Source organism: Achromobacter sp. SIMBA_011, assembly GCF_046535435.1.
GTDB classification, from domain to species: domain Bacteria; phylum Pseudomonadota; class Gammaproteobacteria; order Burkholderiales; family Burkholderiaceae_B; genus Achromobacter; species Achromobacter dolens.
On the sequence record NZ_JAWRWN010000329.1, the window covers coordinates 1 to 278 of the forward strand.

Here is a 278-nt window from a genome sequence, read left to right on the forward strand (position 1 = left end):
CGGTTTATGCGTATTCGGCGGGCGTGGTGGTTCCATCCTGGCTGACCCGCAACCCTGCGACATTCGACAGTCTTGACGACGCGCTTGTCGTCGCCGAAACGTTGTCGCCCGAAGGCGCTGCCATGCTGCGCGCATTTGCCCGCTCGGCGTTCGACGCGGGCTTTGTCGCGGTGCTGGCGGCGTCGGCAGCACTGCTTTTGATCGCAGCGCTGCTGGTCAAGTTGAGCAGGCAAACACCGCCGGCCACGCCTTAAAGCTTGTGGCTGCCCAACGCCAGG

Annotated in this window: 1 pseudogene; it reads left to right on the forward strand. The window is 64.4% G+C overall.

Annotation, left to right across the window (positions count from 1 at the left end):
* A pseudogene (locus SB816_RS31175) lies at positions 1-254 on the forward strand (MFS transporter); the annotation flags it as partial.
* Between the last annotated feature and the right edge of the window lie 24 nt (positions 255-278).